The 16,862-nt window shown below is 74.0% G+C and carries 15 protein-coding genes, 1 other RNA gene and 3 pseudogenes; 9 read left to right on the top strand and 10 right to left on the bottom strand.

What is annotated here, in order from left to right; genetic code table 11:
• Nucleotides 1-86 precede the first annotated feature (86 nt).
• Nucleotides 87-233 (top strand): hypothetical protein, encoded by a 147-nt coding sequence (locus ACH5AO_RS20910; protein WP_398926720.1) that lies wholly within the window; start codon nt 87-89, stop codon nt 231-233.
• 201 nt (nt 234-434) lie between these two features.
• Here ACH5AO_RS20910 and rnpB read toward each other — a convergent pair.
• From rnpB to ACH5AO_RS20890, 4 genes and pseudogenes are all read right to left on the bottom strand, one after another.
• An RNA gene (rnpB, locus tag ACH5AO_RS20905) (RNase P RNA component class A) lies at nt 435-842 on the bottom strand.
• 115 nt (nt 843-957) lie between these two features.
• A pseudogene (locus ACH5AO_RS20900) lies at nt 958-1,674 on the bottom strand (DMT family transporter); the annotation flags it as partial.
• A gap of 82 nt (nt 1,675-1,756) precedes the next feature.
• Complete coding sequence (locus tag ACH5AO_RS20895) at nt 1,757-2,587, bottom strand: AraC family transcriptional regulator (protein ID WP_398926718.1); 831 nt, start codon at nt 2,585-2,587, stop codon at nt 1,757-1,759.
• A gap of 23 nt (nt 2,588-2,610) precedes the next feature.
• On the bottom strand, nt 2,611-3,180 hold the full coding sequence (locus ACH5AO_RS20890; RefSeq protein ID WP_398926873.1) for a Uma2 family endonuclease: 570 nt from the start codon (nt 3,178-3,180) through the stop codon (nt 2,611-2,613).
• Between the two features lie 172 nt (nt 3,181-3,352).
• On the opposite strand from ACH5AO_RS20890, the gene ACH5AO_RS20885 reads away from it, so the two are divergent.
• The 5 genes from ACH5AO_RS20885 (at nt 3,353) to ACH5AO_RS20865 (ending at nt 6,929) form a co-directional block, all read left to right on the top strand.
• The gene (locus tag ACH5AO_RS20885; RefSeq protein ID WP_398926716.1) at nt 3,353-4,108 is read left to right on the top strand and encodes a MerR family transcriptional regulator; all 756 of its coding nucleotides are present in this window, start codon (nt 3,353-3,355) and stop codon (nt 4,106-4,108) included.
• Nucleotides 4,105-4,770, top strand: a complete 666-nt coding sequence (locus ACH5AO_RS20880; protein ID WP_398926714.1) for a hypothetical protein — start codon at nt 4,105-4,107, stop codon at nt 4,768-4,770. Before ACH5AO_RS20885 ends, ACH5AO_RS20880 begins: the two co-directional genes overlap by 4 nt.
• A complete protein-coding gene (locus tag ACH5AO_RS20875) occupies nt 4,739-5,392 on the top strand; it encodes a TetR/AcrR family transcriptional regulator (protein ID WP_398926712.1) in 654 nt (217 codons plus the stop codon). The genes ACH5AO_RS20880 and ACH5AO_RS20875 overlap by 32 nt, the downstream gene beginning before the upstream one ends.
• Before the next feature lie 26 nt (nt 5,393-5,418).
• Nucleotides 5,419-6,201: a peroxide stress protein YaaA gene (gene yaaA, locus ACH5AO_RS20870; RefSeq protein WP_398926710.1), complete on the top strand. Its 783-nt coding sequence runs from the start codon at nt 5,419-5,421 to the stop codon at nt 6,199-6,201.
• 65 nt (nt 6,202-6,266) lie between these two features.
• Nucleotides 6,267-6,929: a bifunctional 4-hydroxy-2-oxoglutarate aldolase/2-dehydro-3-deoxy-phosphogluconate aldolase gene (locus ACH5AO_RS20865; protein WP_398926708.1), complete on the top strand. Its 663-nt coding sequence runs from the start codon at nt 6,267-6,269 to the stop codon at nt 6,927-6,929.
• Here the strand turns inward: ACH5AO_RS20865 and ACH5AO_RS20860 are convergent.
• From ACH5AO_RS20860 to ACH5AO_RS20850, 3 genes are read right to left on the bottom strand one after another with little or no spacing between them, the layout of a single operon-like run.
• On the bottom strand, nt 6,904-8,517 hold the full coding sequence (locus ACH5AO_RS20860) for a bifunctional RNase H/acid phosphatase (RefSeq protein WP_398926706.1): 1,614 nt from the start codon (nt 8,515-8,517) through the stop codon (nt 6,904-6,906). The two genes, ACH5AO_RS20865 and ACH5AO_RS20860, sit on opposite strands and share 26 nt — an antisense overlap.
• An 18-nt stretch (nt 8,518-8,535) precedes the next feature.
• Nucleotides 8,536-9,279: a zinc ribbon domain-containing protein gene (locus ACH5AO_RS20855; RefSeq protein WP_398926871.1), complete on the bottom strand. Its 744-nt coding sequence runs from the start codon at nt 9,277-9,279 to the stop codon at nt 8,536-8,538.
• Nucleotides 9,276-10,133, bottom strand: coding sequence for a Nif3-like dinuclear metal center hexameric protein (locus ACH5AO_RS20850; protein ID WP_398926704.1), 858 nt, complete (start codon nt 10,131-10,133; stop codon nt 9,276-9,278). Before ACH5AO_RS20850 ends, ACH5AO_RS20855 begins: the two co-directional genes overlap by 4 nt.
• A gap of 314 nt (nt 10,134-10,447) precedes the next feature.
• On the opposite strand from ACH5AO_RS20850, the pseudogene ACH5AO_RS20845 reads away from it, so the two are divergent.
• Together ACH5AO_RS20845 and ACH5AO_RS20840 are read left to right on the top strand one after the other, a co-directional pair.
• Nucleotides 10,448-11,558 (top strand): annotated as a pseudogene (locus ACH5AO_RS20845) (hypothetical protein); the annotation flags it as partial.
• 828 nt (nt 11,559-12,386) lie between these two features.
• Nucleotides 12,387-12,563 carry a hypothetical protein gene (locus ACH5AO_RS20840; protein WP_398926702.1) on the top strand — a complete coding sequence of 59 codons (177 nt, stop codon included), beginning with the start codon at nt 12,387-12,389 and terminating at the stop codon, nt 12,561-12,563.
• A 172-nt stretch (nt 12,564-12,735) separates the two neighbouring features.
• Here ACH5AO_RS20840 and ACH5AO_RS20835 read toward each other — a convergent pair whose 3' ends face one another.
• From ACH5AO_RS20835 to ACH5AO_RS20825, 3 genes are all read right to left on the bottom strand, one after another.
• Nucleotides 12,736-12,879 carry a hypothetical protein gene (locus ACH5AO_RS20835; RefSeq protein ID WP_398926700.1) on the bottom strand — a complete coding sequence of 48 codons (144 nt, stop codon included), beginning with the start codon at nt 12,877-12,879 and terminating at the stop codon, nt 12,736-12,738.
• Between the two features lie 149 nt (nt 12,880-13,028).
• A complete protein-coding gene (locus ACH5AO_RS20830; RefSeq protein WP_398926698.1) occupies nt 13,029-14,459 on the bottom strand; it encodes an MFS transporter in 1,431 nt (476 codons plus the stop codon).
• A 140-nt stretch (nt 14,460-14,599) separates the two neighbouring features.
• Complete coding sequence (locus ACH5AO_RS20825) at nt 14,600-14,854, bottom strand: WGxxGxxG family protein (RefSeq protein ID WP_398926696.1); 255 nt, start codon at nt 14,852-14,854, stop codon at nt 14,600-14,602.
• A gap of 267 nt (nt 14,855-15,121) precedes the next feature.
• Here ACH5AO_RS20825 and ACH5AO_RS20820 point away from each other — a divergent pair.
• Nucleotides 15,122-16,851: pseudogene (locus ACH5AO_RS20820) on the top strand (MFS transporter); the annotation flags it as partial.
• Nucleotides 16,852-16,862 lie beyond the last annotated feature (11 nt).

Here is a 16,862-nt window from a genome sequence, read left to right as displayed (position 1 = left end):
TGTAGGTGCGCGTCCTGCCGCCCACCTCGATGCTTTCCCGCTCCATTTGCCGCACTGCCTCCATCCGCCCGGTCCGCTCCGCCGGCGTGACGCAGGCCCACCTGCTGCCGCTGATGTGCGGGGTGGTCCACGCGGCGACCGTCCACCCCGCCACCGACACCGACGGCCGCAGGGCCGGCGCCCGCCGCTACCTCACCCTCGTACTGGAAGGACTCCGCACCCGCGAAGGCTGACCGCCGGTCCGGGGTCACCGGCGCCCACGCCGCGCCGGCTCCGGGGAGGTGGCCATGAGCGAGGAACGCCGGGGTCACCGGGAGTCGGGGGCGTCATCCGCCCCTCCGCTCCAGGGGCTTCCCAGGGACTTCCCGCCGCTTCGCCGCCGCAAGCTCCCGAAAAACCGGAGGCCCTCTCCCAAGCAAAGCCGCAGGTGGCGGCAGACGAGTCGGGCTGTACGCCGGGTTCTGTTCCGGCGGGTCCTCGCGGGCCCGCCGGCGACGGCCATCCATCTAGGGCCGGCGTTGCCGCCGGCCTCGTGCGGTCTACCCGCGGACTCGGGCGGGCAGCCCTCGATCGTCCGCGCAGAGATACCTCCGAAGAGGCGTCTCCTCTTGACCTTGCTCCGGGTGGGGTTTACCTAGCCGCCTGAGTCACCTCAGGCGCTGGTGGTCTCTTACACCACCGTTTCACCCTTACCGGGGACCGAGGTCCCCGGCGGTCTGTTTTCTGTGGCACTGTCCCGCGGGTCACCCCGGGTGGCCGTTAGCCACCACCCTGCCCTGTGGAGCCCGGACGTTCCTCGGGAAGTCCCGTGAGGGACTCCACGCGGCCGCCCGCCCGGCTCGTCTGCCGTGTGGCCCATGGTACCGGGCGCGGGCGGGGCCTCGGCGCGGCGGCCGTCGCCAGGACCGAGCCGGTGAGGATCAGGGCGAAGGCGGCGAGGACGGGGGCGGTCAGGGGTTCGTTCAGGAAGAGCGCGCCGGCGGCCACCGCGATCGCCGGGTTGACGTACGTGATCACCGACGCGCGGACCGGGCCCGCCTCCCTGATCAGCTCCAGGAAGGCCACGAAGGCCACCGCCGTGCAGACGACGCCGAGGGCGGCCAGGGCGGCGAGGGCCCCGGTGGAGGGCAGGGCGGCCGGGCGGGTCGCGATCGCCGCGGGGGCGTAGACCAGGGCGGCCAGGGCCAGGCAGGGCGTGATGAGGTGCAGTGTCGGGACGTCCTTGAGGTGGCGGTCGGCAATCAGGGGCGCCGTGGCGTAGCCGACGACCGTCACCAGGACCTCCGCCAGGGAGAGGGCGTCGCCGCCGGTCAGGTGGGGGGCGGTGAGGACGCCGACGCCGCCGAGACCGAGCGCCAGGCCCGTGATCCGGCGGGCGCCCAGCGACTCCGCGGCGCCGAAGGAGCGGGCCAGCAGGACGCCGGCGATCGGTACGCCCGCGATCAGCAGGCCCGCCGTGGAGCTGGACAGGTGGCGTTCGGCGTCGGTCAGGGTGTACCAGGGGCCGACGATCTCGATGACCGCGAACGCCAGCATCGGTTTCCAGTACGTCCGCAGGTTCCGGGCCAGCCCCGGTCGGCGCAGGGCGAAGGGGAGCAGGAGGACGGCGCCGAGGGCGCAGCGCGTGAACACCACCGTCGACGGGGACACCTCGTCCACCGCCACTTTGATCATCAGATAGGGGATGCCCCAGACCACTCCCATCAGGGAGAAGAGGGCCCAGCCGCGTGCAGTCATGCGGTGAGTGTCGGCCCGCTCAGCAGGCGCTGTCTTGAACGCTGTTGCGGTACACCGCCGGGGTCACCCCGAGGACGCGGCGGAACCAGCGGGTCAGGTGGGCCTGGTCGGCGAAGCCGACGAGGCCGGCCACCTCGGCGGGGCGCGCTCCGGCGTCCAGGAGGGCGCGGGCCCGGGCCACCCGGTACTGGGCGAGCCAGGCGTACGGGGGTACCCCCATCGTCGTACGGAAGGCGCGCAGGAGTTGGTAGCGGGAGAGGCCGAGGTCGGCGGCGAGGGCGGTGAGGGAGGGCGGGGCGAGGAGCTCGTCGGCGAGGCGGTCGCGGACGGCGCGGGCGACGGTGCCGGCGCCGGGGACGGCCGTGTCGTCCGCGCGGGCGGTGGAGTGGCGGCGGGCGAGGGCGGTGAGCAGCCAGGGGATGCGGGACTCCGCCTCCAGGGGGTCCGGGCAGGAGCTCACGTCGGTGTGGGCGCGGCGCAGGGCGGCGGCCAGTTCGGGGTCGTCGAGGACGGGTTCGCGGAAGTGCGGGAGGCCGCCGAGGGTGCCGTCGGTGAGGAGGGTGGGGGCGGCGTAGAGGGCGCGGTAGGAGTAGCCGTCGGGGGCGGCGGGACCGCCGGTGTGCATCTCGCCGGGTTCCAGGACGACGATCGAGCCCGGCCCGGACACGATGCGCCCGCCCCGGTAGGCGATGGTCTCCAGGCCGCCGACGGTGACGCCGACCGTGAACTCGTCGTGGGCGTGCGGGGCGTACTCGTGTCGGCTGAAGCGGGCGGTGAGCAGGTCGAGGGGAGGACCGCACCGCCCGAGCCGCGCCCTGGTCCAGCGGGCCTCTTCCCGTACGTCCGTCACCGCGCACCCCCGCTCCCAGGGGATCAGAGGAAGTCGGCGGTGTCCAGGTCGAATTCGAAGGGGGCGGGGAGGGTGATCGGTTTGCCGAAGGGACGGGTGCACCGCTCGCGGTACTCGTCCTTCTCCGGGTCGCTGAACAGCGTGACCGAGGAGGCTTCGCGGTCGACGAGGAGGTAGAGGGGGATGCCTCCGCGGGCGTAGCAGCGGCGCTTGGCCTCCCGGTCCGCCTGAGGCTTGCCGGATGTCACCTCCGCCACCATGGCGACGCCGTCGCAGGGCATCCAGGGGTCGGCTCCCCGATAGAGGCGCATTGCCGTGGGAGCGAAGGTGCCGTCCGGGATGGCGTGGTTCTTCGGGCAGGCTCCGCCGCTCTTCAGCTTCAGGCCTTTGTTCCCGGAGAAGTCCATGTCGGTACGGGACCGCCTGATCACCTGCTTCATGATCAGGTTGATGTAGTCCTCGTGATCCCCGTCCGGCGGCGGCGTCACGACGATCTCCCCCTCGATCAGCTCGGCCCGGAAACCCTCCGGGGTCTCCAGGGCGAGAAAGCCCTCCAGCAGGACGTCCGCCTGCGAGAGCGGCTCATGGGCCATGGCAGTCATGTCACGCCCCTCCTTCTGTCGCCCGCCAGACTGGGACATCGGCTGATCACCTGTCCATGAGATCGGGAACCGTTCCTTCGATCGTGGCACAGGACCAGGACCGCCGTCAGGCGACACAGCACTGCCTTGACCCTGTCGCGGCGTCAACGTTTCTACTGGGGTCATGCGGATCGGAGAACTCGCCGCGGCCGTCGGTGTCACCACGCGGGCGGTGCGGCACTACCACCAGTCGGGGCTGTTGCCGGAGCCGGAGCGGCTGGGGAACGGGTACCGGGACTACACCCTGCGGCACGCCGTCGTGCTGGCGCGGATCAGGCGGCTGACCGAGCTGGGTCTTGGGCTCGCCGAGGTGCGGGACGTGCTCGCGGACGAGGCGGGGAAGGACCTTGTCGAAGTGCTGACGGAGCTGGACGAGGACCTGGCGCGGCAGGAGGCCGCGATCCGGGAGCGGCGGGCGCGGCTGCGGACCCTGCTGGAGGACGAGGGCGGGCCGAGCGCCGAGGGGCCGGTCTCGCCGGAGCTGGCCGCGCTGTTCCGGGACACGGCCCACCTGTCCGACTCCCCCATGGCCGTCAAGGACCGCGAGATGCTCGCGCTCATCGAGACCGCGGCGCCGCCGGAGGAGCGGGAGCGGCTGATGGGGCTGCTCGGCGGGGTGGTGAGCGCGCCGGGCGGGGCGGAGCGGGCGCGCGCCCTGTACGGGATGCTCGACGCGCTCGCCGACGCCGAGCCGGACGATCCGCGGGTGGAGGAGGCGGCCCGGGCGCTCGCCGCGACCGTGCCGGACGGGCTGGTCCCGGAGGGGACCGGCCTCGATGAGGCCGACGGTTTCCTGCGGGCCCTGTACGCCGACTTCCCGCCGGCCCAGGCGGAGGTGTTCCGCCGCATGCTGCGCATCGTCACGGAGGGGCGGTCATGAGGGGTGTACGGGTGGTGGGGGCGCTGGTCCGGCACGAGCTGCGGCTGGTGATGAGCCTCTGGCTGTGGTTGGCCCGGCGCAGGTACGGGGTCGGTGGCGGGACGGCGTTCGGGTACGCGCGGGGGCAGGCGGCCCTGATGTACGGGTTCGCGTTCGTGTGCGTGGTCGAGACGGTGGCGATGTCCGTGCTGCTGGACGACTGGCCGGTGGTGCACGCGGTGGTGCTCTTCCTGGACGTGTACACCGTCGTCTTCGTCGTCGCGCTGCACGCCGCGTCCGTCGTACGGCCTCATGTGGTGGACGACGGTGTACTGCGGGTGCGCCGGGCCGTCCACGTCGACCTGCGGATCCCCCTCGGGCGGATCGCCTCGGTCCGGCGTGAGCTGCGGACGACACACGAGGCGGCGGAGGGGGAACTCGATCTCGTCGTCGGTGCGCAGACGAACGTCACGGTCGAGCTCGCCGAGCCGGTCGGCCACCCCACCTTCTTCGGGCGTCCCCGCGAGATCCGTGTGGTCCGTTTCCACGCGGACGACTCCGACGGGCTCGTACGCCTCGTCCGCGCGCTCGCTGCACCCCCTCTCCCTGGTGATAGCGTCTCACCGGACAGCTACCGGAGGGACACGGCACGTGGTGGCCAAGGGCACGCAGACGCCTCGTGAGCGGTACCGCGCCCAGGTGCGCGCGGAGGTCAAGGAGCGCGCCTGGGAGCAGATCGCCACGTCGGGGGCGCCGGGGCTGTCGCTGAACGCCATCGCCAAGCAGATGGGGATGAGCGGGCCCGCGCTGTACCGGTACTTCGCCGGCCGTGACGAGCTGATCACCGAGCTGATCCGGGACGCCTACCGCGGCCTCGCCGACGCCTTCCGCGCGGCCGCCGCGTCCGGCGCGGACCTGGACGGGCTGGGGCGCGCGCTGCGCGCGTGGGCGCTCGACGACCCGCAGCGCTACTTCCTCGTCTACGGCACACCGGTCCCCGGCTACCACGCCCCCGACGACGTCACCGCGATCGCCCGCGAGATCATGGCGGTCCTCCTCGACGCCGCCCGGCTCGTCGAGGGCCCGGCCGACGGCACCGGCCTCGACGACCACCTCGCCGAACACCGGGAGTGGGCGGGCGACCACCCCGCGGACCCCGCCGCCCTGCGCCGCGCGCTGTCCTTCTGGACCCGGCTGCACGGGGTGCTCTCGCTGGAGCTGGCGGGGCACTTCACGGGCATGGGCTTCGACCCGGCCGTCCTCTACGGCGCCGAACTGGACCGGCTGGCCCACGCCGTACGCTGACTTCGAGCCCGATCGAAGGAGTACGTGTGCTTGTCCTGCTGCCGCCGTCCGAAGGCAAGGCCGCTTCCGGCCGCGGTGTCCCGCTGAAGTCCGAGTCGCTGTCGCTGCCGGGGCTGGCCACCGCGCGGGAGGCCGTCCTCGCCGAGCTGGTGGACCTGTGCGCCGGCGACGAGGACAAGGCGCGCGAGGTGCTCGGGCTGAGCGAGGGGCTGCGGGGCGAGGTCGCGAAGAACGCGGAGCTGCGGACCGCCGGGGCGCGGCCCGCCGGGGAGATCTACACCGGGGTGCTGTACGACGCCCTGGACCTGGCGTCCCTGGACGCGGCGGCGAAGCGGCGGGCGGCGGCGTCCCTGCTGGTGTTCTCCGGGCTGTGGGGCGCGGTGCGGGTCACCGACCGGATTCCCTCCTACCGGCTCTCGATGGGCGTGCGGCTGCCCGGTCTCGGCGCGCTGAGCCGGCACTGGCGTGCGCCGATGGCCGAGGTGCTGCCCGAGGCGGCCGGGGACGGGCTGGTGCTGGACCTGCGGTCGGCGGCGTACGCGGCGGCCTGGAAGCCGAAGGGCGAGGTGGCGGCGCGGACGGCGACCGTACGGGTGCTGCACGCGCCGACCCGGAAGGTGGTCAGCCACTTCAACAAGGCGACCAAGGGGCGGATCGTACGGAGCCTGCTGACGGCCGGGGCCGTGCCGGAGGATCCCGCCGGGCTGGTGGAGGCGCTGCGGGACCTCGGGTACGAGGTGGAGGCGGCGGCGCCGGCCAGGGCGGGGGCGCCGTGGGCGCTGGACGTGCTGGTGGACGAGGTGCACTGACTCGCTCATTGCATCATCTGCAATGACCTTTGCGCGGTGCGCATCGGGGCGGGCAGGATGACGTCATGCGCTCTCCCCTGCCCCCCTCCCCGGACTCCTTCTCCGTGCTGGACCTCGCTCCCGTCGTGCCCGTCGTCGTCGTGGAGGACGCCTCCGACGCCGTACCGCTGGCGCGGGCGCTGGTGGCCGGGGGGCTGCCCGCGATCGAGGTGACCCTGCGGACGCCCGCCGCGCTCGACGCGATCCGGGCGATCGCCGGTGAGGTGCCGGACGCCGTGGTCGGCGCCGGGACGGTGATCACACCGGCGCAGGTGGACGAGGCGGTGGCGGCCGGGGCGCGGTTCCTGGTCAGCCCGGGGTGGACGGACGTCCTCCTTGAGGCCATGCGGTCGTCCGGGGTGCCGTTCCTGCCGGGGGTGTCGACCACCTCGGAGGTGGTGGCGCTCCTGGAGCGGGGGGTGCGGGAGATGAAGTTCTTCCCGGCGCAGGCGGCGGGCGGCACGGCGTATCTGAAGTCGCTCGCCGGTCCGCTGCCGCAGGCCCGCTTCTGCCCGACCGGGGGCATCGGCCCCGATTCCGCGCCGGAGTACCTCGCGCTGCCCAACGTGGGGTGCGTGGGCGGGAGCTGGATGCTTCCGGCGGACGCGGTGGCCGCCGGGGACTGGGGCCGGGTCGAGGCGCTGGCGCGTCAGGCGGCGGGGCTCAGCGCAGGTGCGAGGTGTCGTTGAACAGGCGGACGCTGGCGTTGCCGTCGGCGTAGTACGCCACGGCGGAGAACGAGGCCGCCGAGAGTTCCATGCGGAACAGGGACTCGGGCGGGGCGCCCAGGGCGAGGCGGACGAGGGTCTTGATCGGTGTCACGTGGGTGACGAGCAGGACCGTACGGCCGCGGTACTCGGCGGTCAGCCGGTCGCGGGTGGCGGCGACCCGGGCGGCGGTGGCCGCGAAGCTCTCGCCGCCGCCGGTGGGTTCGGCGTCCGGGGAGGACAGCCAGGCGTTCAGGTCGTCGGGGTGGCGTTCGCGGACCTCGCCGAAGGTGAGGCCCTCCCAGGCGCCGAAGTCCGTCTCGCGCAGCCCGTCCTCCACGGTCACGTCGAGACCGAGCCGGGCGGCGACGATGCCGGCGGTCTCGCGGGTACGGGCGAGGGGCGAGGCGACGACCGCCTGGACGGTGCCGCGCCGGGCGAGGAACTCGGCGGCCCTCTCGGCCTGTTCCCGGCCTACGGAGGAGAGGGAGGGGTCGCTGCCGCCGCTGCCCGAGAAGCGCTTCTGCGGGGTCAGCGGGGTCTCGCCGTGCCGCAGCAGCACGAAGGTCGCGGGCTGCCCCAGGTCGGCGGGTGCCCAGCCGGCGGTGGGCGCCGCGACGGCCCGCGCGGCACGGACGTCGGCGTCGGCTTTGGCTTTGGCACCGGCGGCTTCGGCTTCGGCTTCGGCGACGGTGGTGGCCTCGGGTGCGGTGCCGGTTCCGGCCGCCCGCGCATCCTCGTCGGCCTCGACGGCCCCGGAAGCGTGCACGCCCTCAGCCGCGGTACCCGCCCCGGCCGCCCCGGAGGCGGTCACGGCACCGGTCCCGGTCGCGCCTGAGGCGGCGCCGGTGACGGTGGCACCCTCGGGTGCGGCACCGGTTCCGGTCGCCCGTGCGGCCCGCGCTTCCGCGTCGGCTCGTACGCCGTCGGGCCCGGCGACGGTGGCACCGGAAGCGGTGGACGCGGTTCCGGGCCCGGCGGTCTCGTCGGGCGTGGGGGGCGCTTCCGCGGGCCGGGCGTCGGCGGCGGAGCCTCCGGACGCCGATGTCAGCGCCGCCCGGACGCGGGCCGCGCCCGCCGCGGCGTCGCCCGGTGGGCCCGACGGTTCGGCGCGGGGGAGGTCGAGGGCGGCGCGGGAGGCCGCCGCCGACCACGCCTCGCCCCGCTTGCCCGCGTCCATCGCCTCGTTGGCCAGGCGGTCGGCGTGCTTGTTCCGTGCGCGCGGGATCCACTCGTAGGTGACCCGCTCCGGCGGGAAGACCCGCGCCGCTTCCGCCGCGAGCGGCTTCATCGCCGGGTGCTTGATCTTCCAGCGGCCCGTCATCTGCTCGATGACGAGCTTGGAGTCCATCCGGACGTGGACCCGTGACTCCGGGTCGAGCTCACGGGCGGCGCGCAGGCCGGCCAGCAGGCCCCGGTACTCGGCGACGTTGTTGGTGGCGACACCGAGGTACTCGGCCGCCTCCACCAGGGTCTCCCCCGTCGCCGCGTCACTCACCACGGCCCCGTAGCCCGCGGGCCCCGGGTTGCCCCGCGACCCGCCGTCCGCCTCGACGATGAACTCCCGCACCCCGGCCCCCCGCGATCCCTACAGCCCCGACTCGGACGTACGCACCAGGATGCGGCGGCAGTTCTCGCAGCGCACCACCGTGTCGGGCGCCGCGGAGCGGATCTCGTTCAGCTCGGTGATGGCGAGCTCCTGGCGGCAGCCCTGGCAGGTACGGGCGTACAGCTTCGCCGCGCCGATGCCGCCCTGCTGCGCGCGCAGCTTCTCGTACAGGCTCAGCAGCGGGGCGGGCACGGAGGCCGCGACGACCTCGCGCTCCTTCGTCACCGAGGCCGCCTCGCCGTCGATCTCCTCGACGGCCGCGTCCCGGCGCGCGGTGGCGTCGTCGATCCTCCCCTGCACGGAGCCGACCCGCTCGGTCAGTTCGGCGACCCGCTCCTGCGCGGACTCGCGGCGCTCCATGACCTCCAGGACGACGTCCTCCAGGTCGCCCTGCCGCTTGGCGAGGGAGGTGATCTCGCGCTGGAGGTTCTCCAGGTCCTTGGGCGAGGAGACGGCACCGGAGTCGAGGCGCTTCTGGTCGCGGGCGGCGCGCTGGCGCACCTGGTCGACGTCCTGCTCGGCCTTGGTCTGGTCGCGGGCGCAGTCGCTCTCCTCGGTCTGCGCGGCGACGAGCAGGTCCCGCAGCTGGGTGAGGTCCCGGTTCAGCGACTCGATCTCGGCGTGCTCGGGCAGCGACTTCCGCTTGTGCGCGAGCTGCTGGAGGCGGACGTCGAGGTCCTGGACGTCGAGGAGTCGGATCTGGTCGGCGGGCGCGGCGTTCAGTTGGGGGCTCCAGATGTGTCGGTGGTGGCGGGAGACGCCGCGTGGGCGGTCCAGGGGTCGGTGACCGTCCTCGAGACGTGGACCCGCAGGTCCCATCCGTGGCGGTCGGAGATCTCGTCGAGCTGGGCTGCCGCCAGCTCGCACCAGGGCCACTCGGTGGCCCAGTGCGCCGCGTCGAGCAGCGCGAGAGGACTGTGGGCGCGGGCCTCGGAGGCCGGGTGGTGGCGCAGGTCCGCGGTGAGGAAGGCGTCCACGCCGGCGGCCCGTACGTGGTCGAAGAGGCTGTCGCCGGAGCCTCCGCTGACGGCGACCGTGCGCACGAGCGCGTCGGGGTCGCCGGCGACGCGGATGCCCTGCGCGGTGGCGGGGAGGCGTGCGGCGGCGCGGGCGGCGAGGTCGCGGACGGTCAGCGGGTGGTCCAGTTCGCAGACGCGGCCCAGGCCCCGGCGGCCGTCCGGGTCGGACGGGTCCGGCACGAGGGGGCGTACGACCCTCAGGTCCAGGGCGCCGGCGAGGGCGTCCGAGACTCCCGGGTCGGCGGTGTCGGCGTTGGTGTGGGCGACGTGCAGCGCGATGTCGTTCTTGATGAGCGTGTGCACCACGCGGCCCTTGAAGGTGGAGGCCGCGACCGTGGTCGTACCGCGCAGGTAGAGCGGGTGGTGGGTGACCAGCAGGTCGGCGTCCAGCTTCACGGCCTCGTCGACGGTCTCCCGGACCGGGTCGACGGCGAACAGGACCCGCGTGACCTCCTGGTCGGGGTCGCCCACGACGGTGCCGACCGCGTCCCAGGACTCGGCCCGCTCGGCGGGCCACAGGTTCTCCAGCGCGGCGATGACTTCAGACAGACGGGGCACGCCGCCAAGGCTACCTGGGCCACCCCGCGCACCTGAACCGGCGCCGCTTCCGCCGGTCGGCGCCACGATCCCACGGAGCGCGGCGTCACGCCCCCTGGCGCACGGCGCCGCGATCCCCTGGCGTACGGCGCCGTAATCCCGTCGGGCACGGCGTCGTGATCCCGTCGGATGCGGCGCCGCGGTCCCATGGAGCACACGTCCGCTTCTCCCTCAGGCGAATCGTTCCTGGAGCACCCTTACGTGTGAAGTGCGGGCCCACAGGTCCGCCGTCCGTACGCACGCGACCTACTTTCGTCACCGGAGGTGACCGAACGATGACGGTCTGTGCCATCGAACCTGCGGCAGGGCACGAGGACGGAACCGGGCGAGCGGGCTGCACCATCACCGCGGACGGTTCCTACGCCGCACGCCTCGCCCTCGCCGGCGACTCCTTCTTCCCGGAGCGCTGGACCCTGGACGGCCCCGAGCCCTACGCGGTGCCGCTGCCCGGCAGCCGGCCCGAGAAACCCGGCACCGAGGTGCAGCCCCTGAACGACGGGCGGGTCCTCATCCACCGGCTGGTGGGCGGCCGGCACGCCTTCTCCCTGCTGTACCCGACCGGCCCCGGCACCGGCGAGCTGCCGCTGGGCACGGTCGAGTGCCCGGACGAGGGCACCCGGCTGCGGCTGTTGCCGCCCGCGCCGGACGGGGAGCGGGCGTACGCCCTCGCCGTGGGCCGGCGGTCGACGGCGGTGTGGCTGGTGGCGGGCGGCGCGTTCGGGCCGGAGCAGCTCGCGGAGGTTCCCGGGCGCTGCTCGGGCGGGGTGTGGCTGGACCGCGAGGGGCGGATGCTGGCGCTGGACCGGGAGGCCGGCGGGCGCACCAAGACCGTCGTGGTGGACCTGGAGCGCGGCGGTGAGACGTCCCCGCTGCTGCAGATCGCCGCCGGGAGCGACGACCGGTTGCTGCTCGCCGACCCGGACAGCGGGCTGCTGCTGATCCGCTCGGACGCGCCGTCGCCCGGCCGGGACCGGCTGGGCTGGGGGGTGCTGGGCAGCACGCTGCCGGTGCGCTTCCCGGAGTGCCTGCGGCTGGCGGACTGCACGGTCACGCCGTTCGCGATCCAGCCGGGGCAGATGCTGGCGCCGGAGGGCTGCGCGGTGGCCCTGCGCGTCGACGGCGCGTTCGGCAGCTGGGTCGGGGTGTGGCGGCCGGCGGAGCGGCAGGTGCACCACTTTCCGGCGCCGGCGGGGTGGCTGACCGGCGCCGGGCTGTGGACCGCGGACGGGGTGCTGCGGCTGCCGTACTCCACCAGGGCGGTGCCGTGCGGGGTCGCCGGGCTGAGGGCGCCCGGGCAGGAACGGCGGCGGGAAGGGCTGGACGTCCGTCCGGTGGTGGACCTTCCGGAGGCTCCGGGCCGCCCGGCGTCCGCCGGGCACGGGGCCGGGGCCGTGCCCGGGTCCGTGCCCGGATCCAGACCTGCGTCCGGGTACGAGTACGGGCATGGACATGAACACGGGCATGGGCATGGGTCCGGTCCCGTGTCCGGCAGTCGGCTCTCCACCGCCGTGGGATCCGGGGCCGGCGGCCGGATGCCGTCCGCCGCCGCGCCCATGACCGAAGGCAGGCTCGCTTTCCCCGCCGGCCTCATGCCCGAGGGACGGACCCCGTCCGCCGCCGTGCTCATGACCGTGGGTCGGCTCGCCACCACCACCGCACCCGCGGACGAGGCCCGCACCCCGTCCGCCACCACACCCACGACCACAGGCGGAGCTCCCTCCACCGCCGCGCCCACGACCACAGGCGGAGCCCCCTCCACCGCCGCGCCCACGACCACAGGCGGAGCCCCCTCCACCGCCGTGTTCATGACCGTGGGTCGGCTCGCCACCACCACCGGCCCCATGGCCGGAAGCCCCCTCCCGTCCCGGGTCACGCACGACGACGGCGACGGCAGCGGCGGCCGGTCGTCGTACGTCGTACACATCGCCGACGGCCCGCTCCCGCTGTGCACCGCGCACCTGCCCGACGGCCAACTGCCGCCCCCCGCCGAGCACATGACCGACGGCCCTGGCCCGTTCCACGCCGGACTTCCCGCGCACGGCGACCCCGGAGCCCCCGCCGCACCCCGTCCCGTCCCCCTCCAGCAGGCACCTCTGGGGCGGCTTGTAACGAAGTAGTGGCGGTCCGCGTGGCCGCCTGGATCCGGGCGGTGGTGTGCCGGTTAGACTCGCCCGGCTGTAGGAAAGATCATGTTTACGGGGTGAGTTCCTTCCGATGAACGACATCAGCACGAACGACCCGCAGTCCGCCGAGGGCGGGCAGGCCGCTGCCGGACACGGCAAGCACCGGGGGCCGGTCTCCACGCAGGACGCGGAAGCGTCCCCGCGCGGCCGGCACCGCAGGCCGGAACGGGCGAACGAGTACAACGAGTACACGGAGTCGGCCGCCTGACCCCACGTCAGGAACCGTTCCACGACCGAGCCGGGTCCCGTCCGTCATCGACGACGGACGGGACCCGGCTCAGTCGTGTCCGACCGTCGTGTCGGCGAGCACCGGCGCTTCGCTGCTCCCCACTCCCGGCTCCTCCCACGCTCCGGGGAGTCCCCCGGGACAGCACCGACGGTCACCCGCACCGCACCGTCCCCGCACCGCATCCGGATCCGCGGCGTCCCGCCCGGTGCACGGCCTCGGCGAACCTGGCGGCGCAGGAGCGGACGCGGGTGACGTCACCGCCGAGCAGGGTGTCGACGACCTCCTTGAGGGTCATGCCGTAGGCGCACAGGCCGTGCGGAACGGGTCACTCGACCCCTGCGCGCGGCGGATCCCGGGTCGGCGCGCGGGGGATTCCAGTCGCCGGAGAAGCGGTGAAGCGGGGTCTGGTCCTCGCGGGCGGCCCAGCTGCGCGGCTTGCGCCGGCTAGTGCTCCTTCCCCGTCCCCCTCGGCAGCCACAGCCACATCACCACCGCGCCGGCCGCCAGCAGTGCCGTGCTGGTGCGGAAGGCCAGGGCGTAGCCCTCCGTCAGGGAGTGCGGGGTGCGGGTGGTGCCCGTGTGGGCCGCCGCGATCGTGGACATGATCGCGAGTCCCAGGGAACCGCCCATCGTGCGGGAGGTGTTGACCAGCCCGGAGACCAGGCCGGCCTCCTCCGGTGCAGCGCCGGACGTGGCCAGCGAGGCCAGCGGGGTGGCGGCGACGCCCGCACCGAGCATCATCAGGACGCCGGGGAACATGATCGCGGTGAGGTACGCCCCGTCGGCGGTCATCGTCGACTGCCAGCCGAAGCCGGTCGTCGCGATCAGCGTGCCGAGCACGGCCACGGTGCGCGGTCCCGCCGTGCGCATCAGCCGGGGCGCGAGCTTGGAGCCGATGATCACGGCGAGCGAGCTCGGCACCAGGGCCAGTCCGGCCTCCAGCGGGGTGTAGCCGAGCACGTTCTGGGCGTACAGGGTCATGAAGAACCACATGCAGAACATGGCGGAGCCGCTGATGAGCATCGCCACGTTCGCCGACGCCACCGACCGCAGCCGCAGCAGCCCGAGCGGCATCAGCGGGGCCTTGGCCCGTGCCTCGGCGAGGAGGAACAGGCCGAGGAGGGCAAGCCCCGCGCACAGCGGCACCAGCGTGGCCGCCGCCGTCCAGCCCTCGGACTCGGTCTGTGAGATGCCGTACGCGAGGGTGGCGAGGCCGGCCGTCACCAGCAGCGCGCCCGGCAGGTCGAGCCGCCGTCCGTCCCCGGCCCGGCTCTCCGTCAGCCACCGGGCGGCCCCGGCCAGCACGAGCGCTCCGACGGGTACGTTGATCAGCAGCACCCACCGCCACGACAGCGCCTCCACGAGCACCCCGCCGACGAATCCGCCGGCCGCGCCGCCGCCCGCCCCGACGGCCGTCCAGGTCGCTATGGCCCGGGCGCGGGCCGCGCCCTCCGGCACGGCGGAGGTGACGAGGGTGAGCGTGGAGGGCGCCAGGACGGCCGCCCCGAGCCCCTGCACGGCCCGCGCCAGCAGCAACTGCCAGCCGTCCTGGGCCAGTCCGCCCGCCAGCGAGGCCAGCGTGAACAGGCCGAGGCCGACGAGGAACATCCGCTTGCGCCCGTAGAGGTCGCCGGCGCGTCCGCCGAGCAGCATGAATCCGGCGAAGGCGATGGAGTACGCGTTCACCACCCACTGCAGGCCCTGCTCGTCGAGCGCCAGCCCGCCGCGCATGGACGGCAGGGCGACGTTCACCACCGAGATGTCGAGGACGACGAGGAACTGCCCGGCACAGGCGAGCGCCACCACCAGCCACGCGGGCGGGGTGGCGCGGGCGGACCTGCGGGCGGTGCCGGTGGTTTCGAGCATGTGCGCCATGCTCTCAACCGGACCCCGCCCCGGCATCGGCCTTTCGTACGACGTGTACTCGGTCTCCGGACCTGGTCTCCGGGCCCGGACTCACCGCCCCCGGTCGGCCGGGGGCGGGCGGGGTTCCCCGTCGGAGCGGAGGCCGGCGGTCACATGCGGGTGGCGCCGCTGGTGTTCCGGTGTTCGCGCTTGTTCTTACGAGGGATGAGCCCGGCAAGTCCCAGCAGGCCGAGCAGGCCCCACAGTCCGCCGTTGCCGCCGTCGTCGTCGTTGTCGTCCTGCGCCTGTACGACCGTGGCGGTGGTCGGCTGGGCCGTCTGCTCGGTGGTCTGGCCGAACGCCGCGCCGACCGGGGCGATGGCGAGCAGGACGCCGATGACGACGGTGCCTACGAATTTGCGCATTGCTGTCTCCCTCATCTCAGTGGTCCCAGCAGTCGCTTTCGCACTGTCCGTAGTGCCCTTTTCCTTCCGCAAAAGACCTGAACGTTAGGAATGAAAGCAATTTTTTTGATTTCCGCCTCAACTTCAACCGGACGGATCGGCGTCGGCCGACACCAAAGGAACGGTCAAGAATTCGTTAGTGGCTCGAAGCATCGGAATAGTTGCCTCGGTGTACGGGGTTCGGACTGCACGTATCCCCGCACACGACCGGCCCTGGAGGCACCGTTCATGACGCAGACGACGACCGACCGTCCCTCCGGCGGAGCGGGCGGGGCCGTGGTCCCGGTGCTCGCCTTCGCGGGCATCACCGTCGCGGTGATGCAGACCCTGCTGGTCCCGGTCGTCAAGGACCTGCCGCACCTGCTGGACACCACCCCCGCCGACGCGACCTGGGTACTGACCTCGACCCTGCTGTCCGGCGCCGTGGCCACCCCGATCATGGGCCGCCTCGGCGACCTCTACGGCAAGCGGCGCATGCTGGTCACCAGCCTCGCGGTGATGGTGTTCGGCGCGCTGGTCAGCGCGTTCACCAGCGATCTGCTCCTGATGATCACCGGCCGCACCCTCCAGGGCTTCGCGATGGGCGCCATCCCGCTCGGCATCGGCCTGATGCGCGACATGCTGCCCCGCGAGCGGCTCGGCTCGGCGATGGCCCTGATGAGCTCCTCCATAGGCGTCGGCGGCGGTCTCGCGCTGCCCGCCGCCGCGCTGGTCGCCCAGCACTCCGACTGGCACGTCCTCTACTTCGGCGCCGCCGGCCTCGGCGTCCTCGCGATCGCGCTCACCCTGACCGCCGTACCCGAATCCCCGGTGCGCGCCGAGGGCACCTTCGACCTGCCGGGCGCGCTGGGCCTGACCGCCGGGCTGGTGCTGTTCCTCCTGCCCGTCTCCAAGGGCGGCGACTGGGGCTGGACCTCCGGCACCACGCTGGGCCTCTTCGGCGCGGCGGCCGTGGTGCTCCTCCTGTGGGGCCTGATGGAGCTGCGCGTCCCCGCGCCCCTGGTGGACCTGCGCACCAGCGCCCGCCGCGAGGTCCTGCTCACCAACCTCGCGTCGATCATGGTCGGCGTCTCCTTCTTCGTCGTCTCCCTGGTCCTCCCCCAGCTGCTCCAGCTCCCCGCCGGCCACGGGCTCGGCCGGTCGATGGTGGTCGCGGGCCTGTGCGTGGCCCCGCTGGGCGTGACGATGATGTTCACGGCCCCCGTCTACGCCCGGCTGTCCGCCCGGTACGGCCCGAAGACCACCCTCATCCTCGGCCTGCTGATCATCGCGGCCGGTTACGGCGGCGGCCTCGGCCTGATGGACGCCGCCTGGCAGACCGTCGTCACCTCGGTGGTCATCGGCGCGGGCATCGGCCTCGCCTACTCCTCCCTGCCCGCGCTGATCATCGGCGCGGTCCCGGCCTCGGAGACCGGCGCGGCGAACGGCCTCAACACCCTGATGCGGTCCATCGGCACGTCGGTGTCGAGCGCCGTCATCGGCATGGTCCTGGCGAACACGGCGGACACCGTGGGCGGCGTGGAGATCCCGACCCTCCACGGCTTCCGGATCTCCTTCCTGATCGCGACGGCGGCGGTGGCCGTGGGCCTGGCCCTCGCCCTCTTCCTGCCCGGCGGGCGCCCGTCGGACCACCCGCGCCTGCGGGCGAGCAGCGAGGAGGACGCGAACCCGGAGCGCGCGGAGGCGGCCCGGCACGGCCTCCGCGGCGGGGTCCTGGACGCGACCGGTGCCCCGTCGCCCGCGCCGAAGTCGCCCTGACCGACCGCCACGGCCGCCGGGCCGGTGCCACCGTCTCCGCCCACGACGGCGGCCACACCCTCGCCGTCCCCGCCGGGGCGCGTACGTCCTGGCCGTGCGCGCCCCGGCCACGCCCCGCTCACTCACCTCCCCGGCCCACCACGGGGGGCGACGGGCGCCCGGTCGACCCGGACCTGTCCCTGCCGGGCGGGACGGTCTCCACCCGACCTTT

The sequence above is a fragment of the Streptomyces sp. NPDC018964 genome, assembly GCF_044390325.1.
In the GTDB taxonomy this organism is placed as follows: domain Bacteria; phylum Actinomycetota; class Actinomycetes; order Streptomycetales; family Streptomycetaceae; genus Streptomyces.
The sequence above is the reverse complement of the archived record's forward strand: the minus strand, read 5'-3'. Positions and strand labels throughout refer to the sequence as shown.

Coding starts and splice junctions, on each gene's coding strand:
- ACH5AO_RS20890 (WP_398926873.1), bottom strand. CDS start 3,180: ATGGCCCATGAGCCGCTCTCGCAGGCGGACGTCCTGCTGGAGGGCTTT.
- ACH5AO_RS20885 (WP_398926716.1), top strand. CDS start 3,353: ATGCGGATCGGAGAACTCGCCGCGGCCGTCGGTGTCACCACGCGGGCG.
- ACH5AO_RS20880 (WP_398926714.1), top strand. CDS start 4,105: ATGAGGGGTGTACGGGTGGTGGGGGCGCTGGTCCGGCACGAGCTGCGG.
- ACH5AO_RS20865 (WP_398926708.1), top strand. CDS start 6,267: ATGCGCTCTCCCCTGCCCCCCTCCCCGGACTCCTTCTCCGTGCTGGAC.
- ACH5AO_RS20840 (WP_398926702.1), top strand. CDS start 12,387: ATGAACGACATCAGCACGAACGACCCGCAGTCCGCCGAGGGCGGGCAG.
- ACH5AO_RS20835 (WP_398926700.1), bottom strand. CDS start 12,879: ATGACCCTCAAGGAGGTCGTCGACACCCTGCTCGGCGGTGACGTCACC.
- ACH5AO_RS20830 (WP_398926698.1), bottom strand. CDS start 14,459: ATGGCGCACATGCTCGAAACCACCGGCACCGCCCGCAGGTCCGCCCGC.
- ACH5AO_RS20825 (WP_398926696.1), bottom strand. CDS start 14,854: ATGCGCAAATTCGTAGGCACCGTCGTCATCGGCGTCCTGCTCGCCATC.